At 65.2% G+C, this 18,476-nt stretch carries 17 protein-coding genes; 6 read left to right on the top strand and 11 right to left on the bottom strand.

What is annotated here, in order from left to right; genetic code table 11:
• The first annotated feature begins 35 nt into the window (after nucleotides 1-35).
• Nucleotides 36-269, top strand: a complete 234-nt coding sequence (locus MTX19_RS25275) for a hypothetical protein (RefSeq protein WP_280979819.1) — start codon at nucleotides 36-38, stop codon at nucleotides 267-269.
• 7 nt (nucleotides 270-276) lie between these two features.
• On the opposite strand, the gene MTX19_RS25280 is transcribed toward MTX19_RS25275, so the two are convergent.
• Nucleotides 277-441 carry a Flp family type IVb pilin gene (locus tag MTX19_RS25280; protein WP_280979820.1) on the bottom strand — a complete coding sequence of 55 codons (165 nt, stop codon included), beginning with the start codon at nucleotides 439-441 and terminating at the stop codon, nucleotides 277-279.
• A gap of 331 nt (nucleotides 442-772) precedes the next feature.
• On the opposite strand from MTX19_RS25280, the gene MTX19_RS25285 reads away from it, so the two are divergent.
• Nucleotides 773-2,407 carry a thiamine pyrophosphate-requiring protein gene (locus MTX19_RS25285; protein ID WP_280979821.1) on the top strand — a complete coding sequence of 545 codons (1,635 nt, stop codon included), beginning with the start codon at nucleotides 773-775 and terminating at the stop codon, nucleotides 2,405-2,407.
• A 65-nt stretch (nucleotides 2,408-2,472) separates the two neighbouring features.
• Here MTX19_RS25285 and MTX19_RS25290 read toward each other — a convergent pair whose 3' ends face one another.
• The 7 genes from MTX19_RS25290 to MTX19_RS25320 all read right to left on the bottom strand — a co-directional run bounded on the left by MTX19_RS25290 (nucleotide 2,473) and on the right by MTX19_RS25320 (nucleotide 11,799).
• Complete coding sequence (locus tag MTX19_RS25290; protein WP_280972497.1) at nucleotides 2,473-3,717, bottom strand: ABC transporter substrate-binding protein; 1,245 nt, start codon at nucleotides 3,715-3,717, stop codon at nucleotides 2,473-2,475.
• Nucleotides 3,718-3,758: 41 nt separating this feature from the next.
• Nucleotides 3,759-5,240, bottom strand: coding sequence for an ATP-binding cassette domain-containing protein (locus MTX19_RS25295; RefSeq protein WP_280979822.1), 1,482 nt, complete (start codon nucleotides 5,238-5,240; stop codon nucleotides 3,759-3,761).
• Nucleotides 5,240-6,166 carry a branched-chain amino acid ABC transporter permease gene (locus tag MTX19_RS25300; RefSeq protein ID WP_280979823.1) on the bottom strand — a complete coding sequence of 309 codons (927 nt, stop codon included), beginning with the start codon at nucleotides 6,164-6,166 and terminating at the stop codon, nucleotides 5,240-5,242. The genes MTX19_RS25295 and MTX19_RS25300 overlap by 1 nt, the downstream gene beginning before the upstream one ends.
• A gap of 1 nt (nucleotide 6,167) precedes the next feature.
• Entirely contained in the window at nucleotides 6,168-7,043 is an 876-nt protein-coding gene (locus MTX19_RS25305) for a branched-chain amino acid ABC transporter permease (RefSeq protein ID WP_280972500.1), read from the bottom strand.
• 97 nt (nucleotides 7,044-7,140) lie between these two features.
• Entirely contained in the window at nucleotides 7,141-8,364 is a 1,224-nt protein-coding gene (locus MTX19_RS25310; RefSeq protein ID WP_280984878.1) for an ABC transporter substrate-binding protein, read from the bottom strand.
• A 1,143-nt stretch (nucleotides 8,365-9,507) separates the two neighbouring features.
• Complete coding sequence (locus MTX19_RS25315) at nucleotides 9,508-11,103, bottom strand: MDR family MFS transporter (RefSeq protein WP_280979824.1); 1,596 nt, start codon at nucleotides 11,101-11,103, stop codon at nucleotides 9,508-9,510.
• A 171-nt stretch (nucleotides 11,104-11,274) separates the two neighbouring features.
• Nucleotides 11,275-11,799, bottom strand: a complete 525-nt coding sequence (locus MTX19_RS25320; RefSeq protein ID WP_280979825.1) for a YcgN family cysteine cluster protein — start codon at nucleotides 11,797-11,799, stop codon at nucleotides 11,275-11,277.
• Nucleotides 11,800-12,075: 276 nt separating this feature from the next.
• Here MTX19_RS25320 and MTX19_RS25325 point away from each other — a divergent pair, with 276 nt between their 5' ends.
• Genes MTX19_RS25325 through MTX19_RS25335 form a run of 3 tightly spaced genes read left to right on the top strand, consistent with a single transcriptional unit; the run spans nucleotide 12,076 to nucleotide 15,558 of the window.
• Nucleotides 12,076-14,361, top strand: a complete 2,286-nt coding sequence (locus MTX19_RS25325) for a PBP1A family penicillin-binding protein (protein WP_280985521.1) — start codon at nucleotides 12,076-12,078, stop codon at nucleotides 14,359-14,361.
• A gap of 1 nt (nucleotide 14,362) precedes the next feature.
• Nucleotides 14,363-14,941 (top strand): DUF1214 domain-containing protein, encoded by a 579-nt coding sequence (locus tag MTX19_RS25330; protein WP_280979827.1) that lies wholly within the window; start codon nucleotides 14,363-14,365, stop codon nucleotides 14,939-14,941.
• Nucleotides 14,938-15,558, top strand: coding sequence for a DUF1254 domain-containing protein (locus tag MTX19_RS25335; protein ID WP_280979828.1), 621 nt, complete (start codon nucleotides 14,938-14,940; stop codon nucleotides 15,556-15,558). The genes MTX19_RS25330 and MTX19_RS25335 overlap by 4 nt, the downstream gene beginning before the upstream one ends.
• Here MTX19_RS25335 and MTX19_RS25340 read toward each other — a convergent pair.
• Complete coding sequence (locus tag MTX19_RS25340) at nucleotides 15,555-16,403, bottom strand: MBL fold metallo-hydrolase (RefSeq protein ID WP_280979829.1); 849 nt, start codon at nucleotides 16,401-16,403, stop codon at nucleotides 15,555-15,557. The two genes, MTX19_RS25335 and MTX19_RS25340, sit on opposite strands and share 4 nt — an antisense overlap.
• Before the next feature lie 91 nt (nucleotides 16,404-16,494).
• Between MTX19_RS25340 and MTX19_RS25345 the strand changes: the two genes are divergently transcribed.
• Nucleotides 16,495-17,376, top strand: a complete 882-nt coding sequence (locus MTX19_RS25345) for a LysR family transcriptional regulator (RefSeq protein WP_280979830.1) — start codon at nucleotides 16,495-16,497, stop codon at nucleotides 17,374-17,376.
• Here the strand turns inward: MTX19_RS25345 and MTX19_RS25350 are convergent.
• Together MTX19_RS25350 and MTX19_RS25355 are read right to left on the bottom strand one after the other, a co-directional pair.
• Nucleotides 17,345-18,112 carry a hypothetical protein gene (locus MTX19_RS25350; RefSeq protein WP_280979831.1) on the bottom strand — a complete coding sequence of 256 codons (768 nt, stop codon included), beginning with the start codon at nucleotides 18,110-18,112 and terminating at the stop codon, nucleotides 17,345-17,347. The genes MTX19_RS25345 and MTX19_RS25350 overlap by 32 nt on opposite strands.
• 16 nt (nucleotides 18,113-18,128) lie before the next feature.
• A complete protein-coding gene (locus MTX19_RS25355; RefSeq protein WP_280976954.1) occupies nucleotides 18,129-18,326 on the bottom strand; it encodes a hypothetical protein in 198 nt (65 codons plus the stop codon).
• Nucleotides 18,327-18,476: the final 150 nt, after the last annotated feature.

Here is an 18,476-nt window from a genome sequence, read left to right on the forward strand (position 1 = left end):
CGGCAGTCAGATGACCTCGATCCGCCGCGCCTGACATGCCTTGGTCGACGCCTTTCGACGAACCGATTGCGCTGCGCCCGGGCGGCAGTCTGGTGACGCTGCAGCAGGCGGCCGACTACATCATGAAATTGCCGGAAGATGCCCAGCAGGAGGCGCGCTGGCAAATCGCGGTCGAGCACCTGATCAATGCGGCGGAGGCCGGCGGTGGTTGGCTGATGTTCGCGCGGATCGCGATGCTGCGCGCGCTGAACGAAGACGGCGGTAACTGAGGCGGCGTTACTTCAGCGAGGTGCTCATGGCCGAGAAGCGGCCGCTGAGATTGGCGCCGATGCCTCCAACGGCGGCGACGATCAGGATGCTGAGACCGCCCGCAATGATGGCGTATTCGATGGCTGTTGCTCCGGCCTCTTCGCACATAAATCTCGCCAGCAACGAACGCATTGAAAGCTCCTGTCGACATCAGCGGATAATCGCCCAGCCGTAAAAATCCGCCACCCAGACTACAGCATATTGGTTGATGGCGCATTGACGGACAGGATGAACGATCGCTTAAAGGTTGTGCCGGATTTTCGGCCATTCCGGCCTGTATCAAGTCGTCCGGCCGGCGGCTCCATCGCGGGCCCGCCGCACCGCTATTGCCCGCAAACGCATATCAGCACTACCCGATCCGGGCGCAGGCGCGCTTTACCGCTCCGCAGAATCCTGTTCCTTTAGCCGCACGGGACGACAACGAGGCCGGATGAAACCGGCCGCATCCAGGGGAGAGACCGCCATGAAACTCGGCACCGCGATCGCGGAAATCATGAAGCGCGAGGGCATCGAAATCCTCACGGGCTATCCGGTCAACCACCTGATCGAATATGCCGCCGCCGCCGATATCCGTCCGGTGATGGTGCGGCAGGAGCGCATCGGCGTGCACATGGCGGACGCGATCTCCCGCGTCACCTCGGGCGAGAGGATCGGCGCCTTCTGCATGCAGCACGGTCCCGGCGCCGAGAACGCGATGGGCGGGGTCGCGCAGTGCTACGGCGAGTCCGTGCCCGTCCTGGTGCTGCCGATGGGCTATGCGCGCCGGCTCGCCAACATCGACCCGAATTTCAACTCCAGCCAGGCGATGAAGGCGTTCTCGAAATCGTCCGAGCCGATCAACCTTGCTTCTGAAGTCGGCAACATCTTCCGCCGCGCGTTCACCAGGCTGAAGAACGGCCGCGGCGGGCCAGTCGTCGTCGAGATTCCCGCCGACATGTGGAACGAAGAGGTACCGGAACCGCTGAACTACACGCCGGTGCTGCGCACCCGCTACGGCGCCGACCCCGTCCATGTGAGGGAGGCCGCCGCTATCCTCGTCAATGCCAAGCGGCCGGTGATCTATGCCGGCCAGGGCGTGCATTACGCCAAGGCCTGGCCGCAGCTGAAGCGGCTGGCCGAACGTCTCGCGATCCCCGTCACCACCAGCCTCGGCGGCAAGTCGTCCTTCCCCGAGACCCATCCGCTGTCGCTCGGCTCCGGCGGTCTCGCCGTGCCGCGCGCGGTGCCGAAATTCTTAGGGGAAGCCGACGTGATCTTCGGCATCGGCTGCTCCTTCACCGAGACGTCGTTCGGGATTGCGATGCCGAAGGGCAAGACCATCATCCACTCGACGCTCGATCCGAACCACATCAACAAGGATGTCGAGGCCAGGGTCGGCCTGGTCGGCGACGCCGGCCTGGTGCTCGACGCGCTGCTGGAGGAGATCGGCAAGACCGTGACCTCGGACCGCGACGCCAGCGCCGTCGCCGAGGAGATCGCCGCTTCCCACAAGGAATGGCTCGCCAAGTGGATGCCGAAGCTCACCCACAACGACGCCCCGCTCAATCCCTATCGCGTGCTGTGGGACCTGCAGCACACCGTCGACATCCACAACACCATCATCACCCACGACGCCGGCAGTCCGCGCGACCAGCTCTCGCCGTTCTGGAAATCGGTCGAGCCGCTGTCCTACATCGGCTGGGGCAAGACCACGCAGCTCGGCTACGGCTTAGGCCTTGCGATGGGCGCCAAGCTCGCGAAGCCCGACAAGCTCTGCATCAACGTCTGGGGCGACGCCGCGATCGGCTTCACGGGGATGGATTTCGAGACCGCGGTGCGCGAGCGCATCCCGATCATGTCGATCCTGCTCAACAATTTCTCGATGGCGATCGAATTGAAGGTGATGCCGATCTCGACCGAGAAGTACCGCTCGACCGATATCTCCGGCGACTACGCCGCGATGGCGCGCGCCTTCGGCGGCTATGGCGAGCGGGTGACGAAGCCCGAGGACATCATCCCCGCGATCAAGCGCGGCATCGAGAAGACCAAGGAAGGCGTGCCCGTGCTGCTGGAATTCATTACCAGCAAGGAGACCGAGGTCTCGCGCCCGGGCACCTGAGGCGCTGCGCTCCCGAAATGCTCAAAGCCCGGTTCTGAGCGATCAGAACCGGGCTTTGCGTTTGGTTACTGCGACAGCTTCACGAAGTCCGGAAACTTCAGCTTGCCTTCCGCGATCGCCTTCGGCCAGACCGTGATCTGCTTGCCGCTCTGCCACTGGAACACGAGACCGGTCACAGCGCCGGGACCGGACTTGATGCCGTGGGTGAACTCGTCGTTCTTGCCGTAGAACTGGATCTTGCCGATCGTGCCCTCGAAGTCGGTCTTCTCGAGCTCGGCGACCATCTTGTCCGGATCGGTCGAGCCGGCGCGCTGGATCGCCTCGGCGATGATGTAGACCTCGTCATAGGCGGTGTAGCCGGTATAGGCCGGCGCCGTGCCATACTTCGCCTTGAAGGCCGCCGCGAACGGCTTGGTCTTCGAGGTCACGGCGACGTCGGGCGTCGCCACCGCGAGCGACGGCACGCCCTCGGCGGCGCCGTTGGTGTCGCCCCAGAACGTCGGGCTCAGCGCCTGCGCGCTGATGCCGAACATCGGGATCGGCACCTGCTGGTTCTTCCACTGCACCGTCGGCTGCACACCGACATGCGAGATGCCGGTGACGATCACGTCGGGCTTTGCGCCCTCCATCTTGTTGAAGATCGGCGTGAAGTCGGTGGTGTCGGGCGAGAAGCGGATGTGCTCGACGACCTTCAGGCCGGCCTTGGGCAGGCAGGCCTCGTAGCCGGCGTCGAGCGGCTTGGTCCAGGCCGCGTCCTCGCTCATGATCGCCGCCGACTTGAACTTGAGCTGGTCGACCAGGAGCTCCTTGGCGGCATCGCAGACGAGCTGCGCCTGCGCGGCCGAGGTCAGGTAGCCGTGGAAGGTGTACTTGTTCTTCTCATAGTCGTTGTGGATCGCCTTGGTGATCTCGTTCGACGCCGCACCGGGCGTGATCAGCGGCATCTTCAGCCGCGCCGCCCACGGCTCGAGCGCCAGCACCACCTCGCTGATATAGCTCGCGATCACCGCGGAGACCTTGTCCTCGCTGACCGCGCGCTGGAAGGCGCGCACCGAGTCGGCCGACGAGCTCTTGTTGTCGTAGGTGACGATCTCGATCTTGCGGCCCATCACGCCGCCCTTGGCGTTGATCTCGTCGGCCGCGATCTGCGCGCCGCCCGGCGTCGCCGCACCCGCGATCGACTGCACCTCGGCGATGACGCCGATCTTGATCGGATCCTTGGACTGCGCATAGGCGGGCGCCGCAAGGCAGAGCGCGAGCGCGGATGCGAGCGGCAGCAGGCTCGCGCGAACGGCCGAATAGCGTGACATGATGATCTCCCTTTCTTTGCTTTATTGTTGTCGATGAAGTTCTAGAGGAAGTCGGCGCCCGCCTCCGCGGCGAACCGCGCGGGATCGCCCTCCCACACGATCCGCGCGTGCTCGAGCACATAGACGCGGTCGGCATGCGGAAGCGCGAAGGTCACGTTCTGCTCGCCGAGCAGCACCGTGATCTGCGTGGTCTGGCGCAATCGCTCCAGCGCCTTCGACAATTGCTCGAGGATGACGGGCGCGAGCCCGAGCGTCGGCTCGTCCAGGATCAGGATCTGCGGCTGCATCATCAGGGCGCGGCCGATCGCCAGCATCTGCTGCTCGCCGCCGGACAGCGTCTGCGCCATCTGGCCCTGACGCTCCTTAAGGATCGGGAACAGCTCGAACAGCCAGGCGAGCTGCCTCGCCCTCGCCTCGTCGGTGAGATGCTGACCGCCGAGGTCGAGATTCTCGCGCACCGTCATCTCGCCGAACAGCTCGCGGGATTCCGGACACTGCACGAGCCCGGAGCGCGCGATCTTCGCCGGCCCCATCCCGCGCAGCTTCTCGCCGCCCCGGATGATCTCGCCGGTATACGGCAGGAAGCCCGAAAGCGTGTTGAACAGCGTGGTCTTGCCGGCGCCGTTGAGGCCGACGACGGAGACGAACTCGCCCTCATGGACGTGGATCGAGACATTCTCCAGCGCCTGCGCCTTGCCGTAATGCACGCTGACATTCTCGACCTGCAACAGCGGCACCTTGTCCTTGAAGCTGGTCTCGGGACGCGCATGGGTCTCGATCGCGCCGCCGAGATAGACCCGCCGCACGGTTTCGTTCTTCATCACCTCGTCGGCCGGGCCGGTCGTGATCTCCTCGCCGAGATACATCGCGAGCACGCGGTCGACCAAGGCGGCGACGCTCTTGACGTTGTGATCGACCAGCATCACCGCACGTCCCTCGTCGCGGAAGCTGCGGATCAGTTGTGAGAAGCCGCCGACCTCGGCGCTGGTCAGTCCTGCGAACGGCTCGTCGACCAGCACTACCTTCGGGTCGCGCGCGATCGCCTTGGCGAGCTCGAGGCGACGCAGATCGGCGAACGGCAGCGTCGGCGGACGGCGGTCCATCACCGCGCCGAGGCCGACGCGATCGGCGATCCATCTGGCGCGCTCGATCAGCGCCTTGTCGGGAAGCAGCATGAACAGGCTGTCGGGCAACAGCGCGACCATGATGTTCTCGAGCACGGTCTGCCGGTTCAGCGGCCGCGAGTGCTGGAACACCATGCCGAAGCCCTTGCGCGCGATCTTGTGCGACGGCATACCGGCGACATCCTCGCCCTCGAAGATCACTTCGCCCGCGGTGGGGCGCTCGATGCCCATCACGCTCTTCATCGCCGTCGATTTGCCCGAGCCGTTCGGCCCGATCAGGCCGAGGATCTCGCCAGGGCGCAGGTCGAAGCTCAGATTCTTCACAGCCGTCAGGCCGCCGAACCGCTTGGTCAGGCCACGGACGGTAAGTGTGGGAGTGGTGGTCACAGTCTGATCCATTACGAGCGCGCCTCGCGTGACAGGGCCGCTCCGAGGAAACCGCCGGGGAAGAACAGGACGACAAGCAAGGCGACGGCCGAGACGATGAACGTCGCGAGCTCGCCGGTCGGCCGCAGGAATTCGCCTGCCACGATCAGGAAGATCGCGCCCAGCGCCGCACCGAGCACGGTGCGCCGGCCGCCGAGCACGGCGGAAACGATCACGTTCACGCCGACCGCGACGTCGACCACGGTGCCGACCGAGGCGGTGCCGAAGTAGAACACCAGGAGCGCGCCCGATAGGCCTGAGAAGAACGCGCTGACGACGAACGCCGCGAGCTTGTGCTTGACGATGTTGAAGCCGAGCGCGCCGGCCTGCACCGGGTCCTGCCCGCTCGCCTGCAGCACAAGGCCGATCGGCGATTGCGACAGGCCGTACAGGATGGCCGCGCTGATGGTCATGAAGCCGAGCGCGATCCAGTAGTTCGCGCCTGCGTTGATGGTGATGACGTCGGGAATGGTCAGCCCGATCTCGCCGCCGGTGAGATCGGCGAACACCACGACGAAGTTCTGCAGCATCAGGACTGCGACCAGCGTGGTCAGGCCGAAATACGGCCCCCTCACCCGCAGCGCCGGCAGCGCGAGCACGAGGCCCGCGATCACCGAGGCCAGCGCGCCGAGCAGGATGCAGAGATAGACCGACCAGCCGAACTGGTTGTTCAAGATGCCGGCGGTGTAGGCCCCGGTGCCGATCAGGAAGGTCGGGCCGAAATTGACCTCGCCGGCGAAGCCGAACAGCAGGTCCCAGGCCATCGCGAATACGCCGAAATAGAAGGCGACGGTCAACAGCCCGAGCACGTAGCCCGAAACGTAGAGCGGCAGCGTCGCGGCGACCACCACGCAGGCCAGCGAAACGAAGAACAGGCGCGACGTGAAGAACCCGGCCATCTCAGCGCCTCCCCAACAGGCCTTGAGGCCGGATATACATCACGAAGACAAGCAGCAGCAGCGCCGGAATGGTACGGTAGGCCGGCGAGATCAGGTAGGCCGTCACGGTCTCGAGATAGCCGACAACGAAGGCCGCGATCAGCGAGCCCGAGACACTGCCGAGGCCGCCGAGCACCACGATCGAGAACGCGCTCGCGGTCAGCGGCCCGACGCTGTAGGAGCTGACGCCCAAGAACATGCCGAGCAGCACGCCGGCGATGCCGGCCAGGATGCCGTAGATCGCCCACACCACGATATAGATGCGGGTGAGCTCGAGCCCGAGCAGCGTGACGCCGCGCGGGTTCATCGAGGCCGCCAGCACCGCCTTGCCGGTCCGGGTGCGGTTCACCAGGAGCCACAGCAAGCCGATCACGAGGCAGCAGACGAGCGCGGTGAAGATATTGTTGCGCGGCGTGCGGTTGCCGAAGATGTCGACGACGCCCTCGACGATCGGCAGCACCGTCTTGGCATTGTTGGTGAAGAAGTAGGCGATCAGTTCCTGGATCATGATCCCCCACAGCAAGGTGCCGGTGAGGACGAAGATTTCCTTCTCCTCATTGGGGATCCGCTTGGAATTCTGGATCGGCTTGACGACCACGAAGTAGGTCGCAAACGCCACGATCAGCGCGACGGCGACGCCGAGCAGCGCGCCGGAATAGGTATCGAGGTGGAGCACGCTGGCCGCGGCCCAGGCCGCGACCGCTGCGGCCACCATGATGGCACCGTGGGAGAGATTGAGAACGCCCGAGACACCGAAGATCAGGGTGAAGCCGGTGGCGCCGAGTGCGTAGAGGGCACTGATGGCAAAGCCATCGATCAGGATTTGTAACGCAAGCATCTCAGATTGGCCGCGGCAGCAGAGCTGCCTGTTGTGGAGGACATCGCAACTGCAGAAAACTGCTCCCGGGAGAGGCCCGGGAGCATGTTACCGTCAGTTATTTCGAGGTGACCTTGATGAAACTCGGGAACTTCAGGTCGCTCTTGGCGACCTCCTTGGGCCAGACCGCGACCTGCTTGCCGCCCTGCCACTGCAGCATCAGCCCGGTGATCAGGCCCTTGCCGTACTTGATCGAGTGGGTGAACGGATCGTCCTTGCCGTAGAACTGGACACGTCCGATCGTGCCTTCCCAATCGGTCTTCTCGAGCGCCGCGACCATCTTGTCCGCGTCGGTCGAACCGGCGCGCTTCACCGCGTCAGCGATGTAGTAGACCTCGTCATAGGCGGTGTAGCCCGCATACGACGGATAGTTGCCGTAGCGCTTCCTGAAGCCTTCCGCGAACGGCACCGACTTCGGCGTCACCGCCACGCCCGGCCCCGACACGCCCTGATACAGCACACCTTCCGCCGCGTCGTTGGTGTCCTTGCCGAAGGTCTCGTTGGTCGCCTGCGAGGAGATGCCGAACATCGGGATCGGCACCTGCTGGTTCTTCCATTGCACCGTCGGCTGCACGCCCACATGCGAGATGCCGGTGATGATCACGTCGGGCTTGGAGCCCTCGATCTTGTTGAAGATCGGCGTGAAGTCCGTGGTGTCGGGCGAGAAGCGGATATGGTCGACGACCTTGAGGCCGATCTTCGGCAGACACTCCTCGTAGCCGACGTCGAGCGGCTTGGTCCAGGCCGCGTCCTCACTCATGATGACCGCGGTCTTCATGTGCTTCTGATCGACCAGAAGCTCCTTGGCGGCGTCGCAAACCGACAGCGCCAGCGCCGCCGAGGTCAGGTAGCCGTGGAAGGTGTACTTGTTCTTCTCGTAGTCGGCGTGGACGCTCTTGCTGATCTCGTTGGAGGCAGCGCCGGGCGTCACGAACGGCGTCTTCAGGCGTGCGGCCCAGGGCTCGAGCGCGAGCACCACCTCGCTGATGTAGCTCGAGATGACCGCGTTGACCTTGTCCTCGTTCACCGCGCGCTGGAACGCGCGCACCGAGTCCGCCGAGGACGAGTGGTTGTCGTAGCTGACAATCTCGATCTTGCGGCCGTCGATACCGCCCTTGGCATTGATCTCGTCGGCGGCCATCTGAGCCGCCTGCGGGATCGACGCGCCCGCGATGGCCTGCGCCTCGGCGATCACGCCGATCTTGAGGGCGTCAGCGGCCAGTGCTCCGGTCGGCGCCAGCGCGACCAGCCCCAGGGCAGCCGCTCCGGCGAGTTGCTGCATTGCGTAAAGGGGCAATCGAGTCGATCTATTCACTTTGTTTCACTCCTCTTTTGTCAATTTTCTTCGGCTGCTTCGCGCTCTTGGGCCGCGACTATAGCCACGACAAATCGCGCAGCAAGTAAAACCGCATGCAGATCGCCATGCGGGAACGACAACTAAAGTAGTGGATCGCAGCTCGCGAGATAGCGATTGCACTCGCTCTAGGCACCGTGCACGCAAATTGCCCGAAGGAATTGCAGCCAGCACCACATCCGTGGCGGAATTGTAGAATTGTAGGGCGGATTGTTAGCGAAGCGTAATCCGCCGACAGCCGATCGCTACTCCCGTCATTCCGAGGCTCGCGAACCACGAAGCCGGAATGACGAATGAGGCGTCGCCCCCTTGGCACTGATTTGCCCGACGACGCAAGAGCCGCCATGAGAAATATTTCTGTTTTTCAGAACAGCAACTCAGTGTATGAATCGCCCGTCTCACCCGCTTGAGGGGCGCTTCGCGATCGTCACGAGTGTTGGGTCGAGATGCGGTGGACGCCTCACGTGCAACTGACGAGTGCGCATGCGGCGGACGGTGAGGTCGTGCAGGCCTGACGCCCTAGTGGCAGGTGTCTCCTTGCAAAGCGCGAAGCGCTTTTGCAAAGACGGTGACAACAAAGCCCAGTCTCGCCGGGGAGAGCACGTATAAGCCGTAAACCATCGCGCAGGGAAAGCCGGGATTGCTCCGGTTTCACCTGTGGTCCTACCTCCCGAGCTTTCCATTTGCTCGGGACCCATGGGTGCGATCGGCACTCGGCTTTCCCTGCGCCCTCTGATCCTCAGAGTGGCGAAGACTTGACGAAAACCTCGGACGCATCGCGCCGCGAGAACGCGGATGTACGACTCTCAACCAGCGCCACACATTCAGTGTCGTCCTGGCGAAAGCCAGGACCCATTACCCCCAATGCTCATTGTTGCGCGACGCTGGGGCCAAGATCTCATTCATCATCAAATGCGGTGGTTATGGGTCCTGGCGTTCACCAGGACGACGAACGGCGAGTCCCGCTCACAACACAAGCCGCGGCGTATGGGTCCCGGCTTTCGCCGGGACGACAGCGGTGGACGCTGCTCTGGCCTTTGCGGAACGATGGCCGTTGGCGAGGCGGCCGCCCTACTCCGCCATCTCGACCGCCGGCCGCGTGGCGGGGCCGGCGAGCGGGCGCTCTTCCATCGTGATCATGCAGATGGAGGCGGTGGTCAGCAGCACGGCAGCTGCGGTGAACACGTAGCGGAAGGCAGTGATCATATCGGCGACCGGGATCGCACTCACGACGCCCGCGCCCGCCGCGTGATGTTCGCCGGCAAGCGAGATATCGGGCCCCAGCGTCATCAGCAGGATCGCCGCGAAAGCAGCGACCGTGAAGGAGGCCATCAGCGCGCGGAAGAAATTCATCGCGCCGGTGACTGTTCCGACCTGCGCGCGCGCCACCGAGTTTTGCAGCGACACCACGCTGACCGGGAACGTCGTGCCGAGCCCGAGCGCGAACACGCCCATCAGAATCAGCAATCCCCACAACGGCAAGGTCGTGACGGCCATCCCGACGGCGCAGATCGCGGCGACAGAGGTGCCAACGATCGCCACGCGCTTGTAGTGCTTTGCCTTCGCCATGGTTCGTCCCGCGATCGCGGCCCCGCAGGTCGAGATCGCGGCGAGCGGGATCAGCGCAAGCCCGGCCTCGCTGGCGCTGAGGTGATAGACCACCTCGTAATACAGCGGCAGGTGGACGGTCAGGCCGACGATGGCGCCGAGCGCGCAGCCGCCCGCGCCCATCGCGAAAGGAACCACCGAGCCGCCGAGCAGCGACAGCGGCAGGAATGGCTCATCCGCGCGCCGCGCATGCCAGACGAAAGCGCCGGCGAGCGCGACCGAGGCCCCGAGCATCGCCGTGATGGTGGGCGACAGCCAGGAATAGCGGGTGCCGCCCCAGGTCAGCACCAGCATGAACACGACGGCCGATGCCATCAGCAGGACGCCGCCGAGCCAGTCGACCTCGCGCTTGCGGTGGAACACCGGGATCTTGGCCATCTTCGGCAGCAACAGCGCGAGCGCAGCCGCCGCCAGCGGCAAGTTGATCCAGAAGATCATCGACCAGTGCAGATGCTCCGCGAACACGCCGCCGATCACGGGCCCGAGAATGCCGCCGGCCATCCAGACGCTGGAGAAATAGGCCTGGTAGCGGCCGCGTTCGCGCGGAGACACCACGTCGGAGATCACGGTCTGGACGACCGGCATGATGCCGCCGCCGCCAAGCCCCTGCAGGCCGCGGGCGAGGATCAGCATGGTCATGTTCGGCGCGATCGCGCACAGGATCGAGCCGACCACGAACAGGCTGAGCGAAGTGATGATCATGGCGCGGCGGCCATAGATGTCGCTCAACGTGCCGAACACCGGCGCCACGGCGGTGGACGCCAGCAGATAGGATGTGATCACCCAGGACAGATTGGTGACATCCTGAAACTGGCGGCCGATGGTCGGCAGCGCGGTGGCGACGATGGTCTGGTCGAGCGCCGCAAGAAACATCGTCAGCATCAGGCTGATCACGATGGTGCGGACTTCGTCGTGATTGAGCGCGGCAGGCGGCGCGATGGGCGGGGCCTCGCTGAGTTCAATCACTTCGCTCGGAAGACCAGACAACTCTACGGCAATGTCGTCGGGCAATGTCTGTTGGTCGGCAGGAAAACGGCTCTGCCGTTCATACTTGTTCATTTGGGGCGTATAAGTGCTGCGCGGGCCGTGCCCGTGATGGAATCATTCTACAACCGGCAATTTATGCAGCAATTCGTTACCGAGGCAGGCACCTCCGCGCATGGGTGCTTCCCGCCGGGGCATTCTCGCGATGACGTGATTGAAAGCCGCGTGGCCCCACGTCTTACGACGTCACGCCTTCGTCGTTTTCGGATGTTTCTTCAGCCGTGCCCGCTTCGGCAGCAGTGCCGGCCACCGCACAATGTGATCCTCGAGATCGGCGTCGTTGACGTCGAGCTCGGTGCCCTGCACCCGGCCACGCACCGAGACGCCCGCTTCATGAACGGTGTTGGGATCGCCGGAGATCAGCGGGTGCCACCAATAGAGATCCCGTCCCTCGGCCACGAGGCGGTAGGCGCAGCTCGGCGGCAGCCAGTTCAGGGTGCGGACGTTCTCGGGCGTCAGGCGGACGCAATCCGGAACCTTGTCGGAGCGGTTCGCATAGTCCTTGCAGGTGCAGAGGCCGGCATCGAGCAGTTTGCAGGAGATATGGGTGAAGTAGATCCTGCCCGTATCCTCGTCCTCGAGCTTCTCCAGGCAGCAGCGTGCGCAGCCGTCGCACAGGCTCTCCCATTCGGCGTTGGACATCTCTTCCAACGTCTTGGTTTTCCAGAAGAATCCCTCCTGGTCCGACGGGCGCTTGGGCGGTGCTGTCATGATTCCCTGAAAATGCCGATGCCGCTCTTCTTGGGATGCCGCCAAAGCCCGCGCAAGGGGGTGGTTTTTGCGGGGTCGAAAAAGCCGGTGGGCGACGTTAGCCCTCTCATTAAATTCACGAGCCGCGCCATTGGTTTATGGCTGCCGCTCGGATAGAACAGCCTGCGAGTCCCCAATGACGCAAAAGCGCCTTGGGTTTGCCGCAACCTCCAAGCAAGACGCTCGTCGGTGCCCCGTGGGGCGCTTGCAGCGCTGTCGAACTGATCAAGGGCCACGGTGCGCCAGATCCTACCGCCGCATTGGAAGCAGAAGGTCCGGAACTTCTTCCTCGACCTCGATGCGCGTATCGACTCGACCCTGTTCTCGTCGGGCAAGGGGCTGCGCGAGCTCTACGAGCGCTACTCGACCTTCATGGACCGCTTCTATGTCGGCCGCTGGAAGCGCTGGGTGTTCATCGAGCCACTGTCGGAGGCCGCGACCATCGGGCTCGCCGGCATGGTCCTGATGCTGACGCTCGCGATCCCCGCCTTCCGCGAGACCGCCGACGAGGACTGGCTGAAGAAATCCGACCTCGCGGTGACCTTCCTCGACCGTTACGGCAACCCGATCGGCAGCCGTGGCATCAAGCATAATGACTCGATCCCGCTGGAAGACTTTCCGGACAACCTGATCAAGGCGACGCTCGCCACCGAAGACCGCCGCTTCTACGACCATTTCGGCATCGACGTTCCGGGCCTGGTGCGCGCCCTCGTCACCAACGCGCAGGCCGGCGGCGTTCGCCAGGGCGGGTCGTCGATCACCCAGCAGCTCGCCAAGAACCTGTTCCTGAACAACGAGCGCACCATCGAGCGCAAGGTGAAGGAAGCCTTCCTCGCGATCTGGCTGGAGACGCGCCTCACCAAGAACGAGATCCTCAAGCTCTATCTCGACCGCGCCTATATGGGCGGCGGCACCTTCGGCGTCGACGGCGCGGCGCATTTCTACTTCAACAAGTCGGTGCGCGACGTGAACCTCGCGGAGGCCGCGATGCTCGCCGGCCTGTTCAAGGCGCCGACCAAATACGCCCCGCATATCAACCTGCCCGCGGCGCGCGCCCGCGCCAACGTCGTGCTCGACAATCTCGTCGATGCCGGCTTCATGACCGAAGGCCAGGTGTTCGGCGCCCGCCGCAACCCCGCCGTCGCGGTCGACCGGCGCGACGACAACTCGCCAAACTACTATCTCGACTACGCCTTCGACGAGATGCGTAAGCTCGTCGACACCTTCCCGAAATCCTACACCGAACGCGTCTTCGTGGTGCGCACCGCGATCGACATGAACGTGCAGCACGCGGCCGAGGAAGCGATCGAGAACGAGCTGCGCCAGTTCGGCCGCGATTATCACGCGACCCAGGCGGCAACCGTCGTGTCCGATCTCGACGGCGGCATCCGCGCCATGGTCGGCGGACGCGACTATGGCGCAAGCCAGTTCAACCGCGCCGTCGACGCCTATCGGCAGCCGGGTTCGTCGTTCAAGCCCTACGTCTACACCACGGCCTTGCTGAATGGCTTCACGCCGAATTCGAAGATCGTCGACGGCCCGGTCTGTATCGGAAATTGGTGTCCGCAAAACTATGGGCACTCTTATTCCGGCTTGGTGACGCTGACGCAGGCGATCACCCGCTCGATCAACGTCATCCCGGTCAAGCTCTCGATCCTGCTCGGCGGCAAGGCAGGGCCGAAGGCCGGCCGCGCCAAGATCGTCGAGGTCGCGCGCCGCTTCGGCCTCACGGCGCCGCTGCCGGACACCCCGTCGCTGCCGATCGGCTCGGACGAAGTCACCGTGCTTGAACACGCCGTCGCCTATGCGACCTTCCCGAACAAGGGCAAGGCCGTCACGCCGCATGCGATCCTCGAGGTCCGCACCGGCGCCGGCGACCTGGTCTGGCGCTGGGATCGCGACGGGCCGAAGCCGCGTCAGGCGATTCCGCCGAATATCGCCGCCGACATGGCGGGCATGATGAGCCACGTGGTCAGCGAAGGCACCGCGCGCCGCGCTGCGCTCGACGGCATTCCGACCGCGGGCAAGACCGGCACCACCAATGCCTACCGCGACGCCTGGTTCGTCGGCTACACCGGCAACTTCACCTGTGCGGTCTGGTTCGGCAATGACGACTATTCGCCGACCAACCGCATGACCGGCGGCTCGCTGCCAGCACAGACGTGGCACGACATCATGCTCGCCGCGCATCAGGGCGTCGAGGTGAAGGAACTGACCGGTGTCGGCATGGGTCAGAAGCTGCCGCAGCCGCCGCAGGCCAATGTCGCGGCCAATGCTGCGCCCAAGGTGCTGGAGACGCGGCCGGGCCCGCCGCCGGTGCTGACCAAGCGTGGCGCCGATGTCCTGGTCCGCGTCGAGAAGGAGCTCGATGACGCCGCCAAGACCATCGGCAAGACCACGCTGAACGAGCCGTCCAACGTCACGCCCAAGCCGGAATCCTCCAGCGCGCTGGCCTTCCCCGAAAACTATGTCGCCGCGGCCGGGCCGGACGGCACGACGGCGACCGTGCCACGTAAGAACTGACGTGCGGCTGCTCTTCTCCACCTTGCTGGCGCTGTTGATCGCCGCTGCTGTCGGGCTCGGCCTGACCTACATGACAGCGACGCGCGGCACCGATCTCGGCACCCTGAAGATCGGCGCCTGGACCGCGCGGCCGAAGAACGGCACCTCCGACGTCGACCCTTATTCCCGCGCGACCATCGCGCGCAGCGGCGAGCTGCCGATCGGCACCGGCGACGGTATCGCATTCACCGCCACCACCGACGACAAGAACAAGCCGCTCGACGGCCGCTGCGACGTCGTCGTCAGCGGCGTGACGCCGGCGGCGCGGTTCTGGACGCTGACGCTGTTCGATCGCAAGGGCCATCTGGTCGCCAACGCGCTGCAGCGCTACGCCTTCACCAGCCAGGAGATCACCCGCGCCTCCGACGGCACCTTCGAGATCCACATCGCCTCGCGCGCGCGGGCCGGCAACTGGCTGCCGACCGGCGGCATCGAGCGCTACGCGCTGATGCTCCGCCTCTACGACACGCCGGTCGGAGTAGCGACCCGCACGCAGCGTGATGCGCCGCTGCCGGCGATCGCAACGACAGGCTGCCCATGATCCGCTTGCTGCTCACCATCATCGCGGGCGTGCTGCTGGGCGGCGTGGTGCATCTCGTCAGCGTGCTGGCGCTGCCGAGCATCGCCTCGCAGGACGCCTATTCGCGGCTGACGCCGATGACCAAGCTCAACGAGGTGACGCAGCTGCCGCTGGCCGATCCCAACAACTCGCCTATGCCGTTGATGGACCCGGCCTTCGCGGTCGCGATCTGCCGCTACGATCTGTCGACCGGGCCGATCAAGCTCACGGTGCCGGTGAGCCAAGCCTATACGTCGGTGTCGTTCTACACCCGCCAGGAGATCGCCTATTACGCCATCAACGACCGCTCCGCCGGCAAGAAGGTGATCGAGCTCGACCTGATGACGGAGCAGCAGCACAGTGACCTGCCGGAGGACGAGGACATCACCTCCGCCGACCGGCTGATCATCGACTCGCCGACGACCACCGGGCTGATCCTTCTCAAGGCGCTGGCGCCGGAGCCCGGCCTGATGCCGCAGGCACAGGCCTCGCTGGCAGCCGCGAAGTGCAAGGTGCAGTCAGAGCCGACGGCCGCGAAGCAGGACGCGCCGCCGCCGGTCGCCCCGGCTCCGGCACCGCCCCCGGCGCGCAAGCGCTAGGCCGCGGCGGCTGGCGCCGTATGCCGGCCGCAGCGGCAGGCCTCGTAGTCGACGGGGTCGTGGCTGTTGATGATGGTGACGGTGTCGCCATGGGCCGCCTTCAGCGCCCGCAGCCGCTCCTGGTTGTGGATGCGCGCCGCGCGATCCATGTCGACGCGGCGCTGGAACATGCCGAGCACGAGCGGAATCCTCGGCCTGGCGTCGAGCTGCGCGTGATGGAAATAGGCATCGCCGGCGTGCAGCAGCCACCTGCCCCCATCGCGCACCGCGATCGCGCAGTGGCCGAGCGTGTGGCCCGGCAGCGGGATTAGAAGAATATCGGGCTCGCGGTCGCCGAGCGCGCGCACGCCCGCAAAGCCGAACCAGTTCTCTCCACCTTCGTCATGGAGCGCCCAGTCCGGCTCGTGCCGCCACTGCGCCGTGACGTAGCGACCGGGCGGCGGCGCAATCTGCCGCGTCACCGCCATCTCGTACTCCTTGCGATGGACGTGGACCTTGGCCTTCGGAAAGTCCGCCACGCCCCCAGCATGATCGCGATCGAGATGCGTCAGCAGGAGATGCCGCACGTCGTTCGGAGAGAAGCCGAGCGCCTTGATCTGCCGCACCGCGGTCTCCGCCGGGTCGAGCCGCGGCGTGGTCTGCCTGACCCATTTGCGGCCGAGCCGCGACGGGTCGGCGATATCGTCAAGCCCTATGCCGGTGTCGACCAGTACAAGGCCGTCATTGCTCTCGACGAGCAGGCAGTGACAGACCATCCGCCCGCGCCGGAACAAGCCGCCGGTGCCGTTCACAAGCCGCTGTCCGATCGGACACATGGTGCCGGTGTTGAGATGATGGATGCGCATGATGAACCCTCCGCTGAACCAGCTCACGGCTTGCCACGCGTCATGACATAGGTAAAATATTGTCTTCTGATCTATTCGATAGGATGTTCCTATGGATATCCGCGAGCTGCGCTACTTCGCGGCGGTCTACCGCGAGCGCAACCTCACCGCCGCGGCAAAGCGCTGCTTCATCTCGCAGCCGTCGATCTCGGCGGCGATCACCAATCTCGAGGCCGAGCTCGGCACCACGCTGTTCATCCGGCACAAGAAGGGCATGGCGCCGACGGAATCCGCTGCGCAATTCCATGCCGTCGCCCGCAGGATCATCGACGAGGCGGACGCGGCGCGAAACCTGTTTCGCAAGCCGGCGACGCGGCAGGCGCTGACGCTCGGGCTGTTGCGGACGCTCGATCAGACGCGCACGATTGCGCTGCTGAAGCCGCTGACCGGCAACACCGATCTCGCGCTGCGCCTGGTCGGCGCCAACGAGAAGGCCGACGCACGGATCGTCGCGAAGTCCATGATCGACGCCGGCGAGCACTTCATCCCGCTCTGGAGCGAGCGCTACGTCGCGGCGCTGCCGCCATCGCATCCGCTCACCTTGAAGGAGACGCTGCGGACCGCCGATTTCGCCGGCGTCCCGATGATCGATCGCTGCCATTGCGAGCAGCAGGAATTCTTCAAGCGCGCCTCGCCGCCGCGCGCCCCAGTGGCGATCGCCGAATCGGAGGATTGGGCGATGGCGCTGGTTGCCGCCGGCGTCGGCGTTGCGATCGTCCCCGAAGGAGTGGCGCGCGGCAATCCCGACGTCGCAGTGCGCGCGATCGAGATCGACGTGACGCGGCAGGTCGGGCTCGCCTATCCCGCAGTCCGTCCGCCGTCCGATGCGCTGAAGGAGTTCATTGCGACACTGCCGCGGCAGCAGGCCAAGGGCGGCCGCGCAAGACCAAAGGAAAGGAAGCCTAGCCCTTCGACACCACGGCGCGGCCGATGACCGGCGCGGAGACGATCGGCGCAGCGGCCGCGAGACGCGCGAGCTCGCCGATCTGGCGGTCGGCGTCTGCCGCCATGCCATCAGGCGCCTGGATCACCAGCCGCTCCAGCGCCCAGCGATAGGACGAGATGCGCCGCTCCAGGCTCTGCTGGACCCATTGCACGATCAGCGCGTTCTCTTCCATCCGCGCGACTGCGTCGGCGCGCTCGCGCGGCGACACATCCGCGATCATGTTGAGACTGGCGTTGCGCTTGCGGTCGAGGTCGATCACCTGGCTCGCGGTGGCGAAGAACGGTTCGAAGCGCGTGATGTCGTCGCGGACATCGTCGATCAGCAGCGAATAGCGCGAGGCAAAGGAGCGGTGCGGCTCATCGATCAGGTTGCGGCCGTAAGCGGTGCGGTCGAACACCGCTTTCTGCCGCCATGGCGACGGCAGCGGCTGGTAGTCGCCGAACACGCTCTTCCAGGCCGGGCGCGAAAGCGGCGCCTCGATGAACTGATAGGCGAGGTCGCGCAGCTGCCGCTCATTCTCGGTGAGCTGGAACTGCGAGGCCTTCATGCCGATGCTGCCGGTCGCTTCCGCACCGAGCCAGCGATGCATGTCGTCGTTGCGGAAGTCGGCGCGGGTGCGGCCGAAGTCACCGCCGCTGCAGCCGCCGAGCGTGGCGCCCGCCAACAGCAGGATCAGCGCCGGGAGTGACCACCGGCCAGCGATCCGCTGCGCAAGCTTCGGCATCGCACGATGTCCGCAATCAGGAGCGCCGGCGGCGACGGCGCCCCGGTGCAGTCCCCTGTTCGGGTCCACGATCACCGCCGGTCTGTTCGGCAGCTCGCTCGATCCGAACGACGGGGAGGATCAGCACGATTCCCATGCCTTCGCTTGCAGCGCCGTCCATCATGCTCGGCCGCCGCGTAGCCGCATCCGCCGGAAACTCGATGATGGTGCCCATGTTCCGTTCTCTCTGGCCCCCGCACGGACATGATTTGCCCTGCGCTGCCCGAATTAAGAACGGGCATGGTTAATGACATCTTAATCTGCAAATGCGGGCGGTTACGGATGTGGCGTTGTGCCTTATTTGACACGCGCAAATTGTAGCCTT

The sequence above is a fragment of the Bradyrhizobium sp. ISRA464 genome (genome assembly GCF_029910095.1).
Lineage (GTDB): Bacteria > Pseudomonadota > Alphaproteobacteria > Rhizobiales > Xanthobacteraceae > Bradyrhizobium.